This is a genomic window from Streptomyces sp. NPDC037288 (assembly GCF_055603265.1).
Genome location: NZ_JBVJVY010000180.1, coordinates 1 through 2,618 on the forward strand (window position 1 = coordinate 1; position 2,618 = coordinate 2,618).

Below are 2,618 nucleotides of genomic sequence, written 5' to 3' on the forward strand. Positions count from 1 at the left end.
AACCAATTGGAAACCCGGCCATCCGCCGGCCGCACCGGCCAACGCCGGGACAACCACGCTGGCCGAATCGTCCTTCACCACCTCGAAGAACGAGCTGATCGGCACCCAGCCCCAGCCGAACAGGACCGTCACCCACACCGCGACCCTTGAGCGGACCGAAAGCTGGTGCAACCTGCACCAACAGCACAGCAGCCTCGGCCACCACAGTCCCCCCGACCACGACACCGCACTCGCCACCTGACCACCACACCCATGGTGCCCCTCAAAGCGGAACAACTCACCTCTACTCAGTATGCGGGGGGAGACGGTCAGGGCCTGGACCGCTGAGGCAGCGCGGCCATCCGCGGGCCTACCCCCTACATGCCCTGCCGCCAGCCGTCACGCGGACGTCGGTCGTGCGTGCGCGGCAAGCTAACTGCGCACGCACGGCTGCTGGTTCAGCGTACGAAGGAGACTTCCGGGTAGTGACGGGAGGGACCGTTGAGCAAGGCCTCGTGATGGTGACGCAATTCCTTGTCGAAGAAGGCCGCGAGGTAAGTGCGTTGGATCTCGAAGGCCCGGTCGGGGGCGATCGTGCCGAGTGATCGGACCAGTTGGGCAGGCGATTGCTTGAAGGCGCCGGGCGCCTGGGAGAACAGAGCCTCGTAGTCCAGGAACGTCAGGTGCTGGGCACCGCGCAGCCTGAGATCGAACTTGTCGCCGTGCAAGTGTTTCCAGAGGGTCGCCCAGCTGGGATCGGTGTTGCGGTTGTGGTTGTGGCGACTGAACAACAGGAAGGGACGGTGGAGGTCCCGGGTGGTCTCAGGGCCGAAGAATTGTCCGTCCAGGTCCGCACCGGCATGGATCCTGGAGTCCGCTTGCATGGCCGCCGGCACCACTGCGCCGCCAAGGGAAGGGCCGAACATCCCGATACGCTTCATGTTTATCGCATGGGACAGTCCGTACGGCAGATGTGTGTGGTCCACGTCCGGATTGTGGCCGTGGGCGATGGCGTTCAGCTGGTCGATGACGAAGCGGGTGTCGGCCACCCGAGCGGCGATCACGCGAGATGCGGGCGTGTGCGGCGGCATGGTACTCAGTTCCAACCGGCCACCGGGGAACTGTACTTCGCTGTCATCGTGGGTGTCGTCGAGGGTGACGACCAAGTAGCCCCGGCTGGCCAGGTCTTCGGCGAGCGCGGTGCCCGTGGCGCGGTCCGACCCTCGCCCGGTCGAGTACAGCAGCACCGGTAACTTGCCAGCCTTGGGATCAACCGGGGCGCCGGTGTGCCCGGCGGTGGTGGGCAGGGTCACTGTGTTGGGCGGGACCTGGTGGCTGGCCAGGAAGTGCGCGGCGGCGGCAGGCTGGAGCCAGGGAGCGACGGGGTGGTGGGCCGTGTGTGTAGCCGGGTACCACAGGGTGACCATGAGTTCGCGCGGCCGGGGGCTGGGCAGCCAAGGGTCCTTGCGCCTCGGATCGCGCAGGTGGAGGTCGACCGTCCCGACCCGATAGTGCCCGGTCGGGGCGGGGAGCGTCAGCTTGCGCGGGGCCCCCGTCGTGCCCAACGGCGCGGCGTTCGGCGTAGGCGTACCGGCAGTTTTCGTGGCGGCCGAGGCAGGCACGGCCCCTGCGCCCAAGACAACCGCCAGTGCTCCTGCGGTACCTGCGATCCGGGCGCGTAACCGGCTGTGTTTTCTCCGCGCGTGTTTCATGAAGTTCCTCCCAGACAACGACCGCCATGTGTTCGACGGCCGGCTGCCGCGCATCGTACCTACGTTCGCTTGGCTGCCATCGCCATCAGATGAGGTCGGCAGGTTGGACGCGAGGTGCCGTCACCCACTCACGCTGCAAGCCTTCGAGTGGTGGAATCACCGCAGGTCACGGGGAACCATCTCGGTGCTATGAAGCCCGTAAAGCCCTGGGATCCATCTGGCGAGATGCCACGGTGTGACATGCATCACCCCCATGGATTCGATCACGTCACGGATACCTTCCGTACCCATGCCCAGAAGTCAGCGCGGTGAGCGCCGATTGCGAGGGCGCTTGACTGGTCATTGTGTCGCCAGCGCGCGGAGCTCCATTGGGAGGACTTGCATGGCCTATGGTCGCCGCCGCGCCGCTGCCTTGTTTGCCGGCCTCGGGGTGGTCACGATGCGAGGCGAGAGCATGCCTTCAGCGGCGGGATGCGGAACGCCAGATCGCCGCTGATGCCCGTGGCCTCATCGGTACATCCATCCATGTCACAACCGCAACGCTGCGTCTGCTCGGGAGCCTGGCCGCACCACCACATCTTGTACACGCCGTACAGGATGACGGTCGGCGCGTAGTCGTACGCCGTCCCCGACGACCGCTCCCGGACTTGTCCGATAGGAATCGGTACCCACGGCAGGCACCGCAGACGACACAGATGTCACGCCGGGCCGCGCGTGGGCAGGCAACACCGGTGAGGGACATGGCCAAGGTCGATAACAGCACAGTGAACACCCTTATGGCATTCGGGATCACGTCATCTCCTCGTTCCTGTACTGAGGTCCGTGTAAGGACCTGGAGCCTTTTCAACGGTGAGCCTCCAGGGTGAGGATGGCCTTTGTGGTTGACGTGAGTGCGTTCGGGCTGAGTCTGGCCTTGCGGAGGATCCG

1 protein-coding gene and 1 pseudogene are annotated in these 2,618 nt (G+C 65.7%); one reads left to right on the plus strand and one right to left on the minus strand.

Features of this window, described 5'->3' with window-relative positions:
• Window positions 1–241, plus strand: a pseudogene (locus tag ACZ7GZ_RS42990) (hypothetical protein); the annotation flags it as partial.
• 196 nt (window positions 242–437) lie between these two features.
• Here the strand turns inward: ACZ7GZ_RS42990 and ACZ7GZ_RS42995 are convergent.
• On the minus strand, window positions 438–1,601 hold the full coding sequence (locus ACZ7GZ_RS42995; RefSeq protein ID WP_471033274.1) for an alpha/beta hydrolase family protein: 1,164 nt from the start codon (window positions 1,599–1,601) through the stop codon (window positions 438–440).
• Window positions 1,602–2,618 lie beyond the last annotated feature (1,017 nt).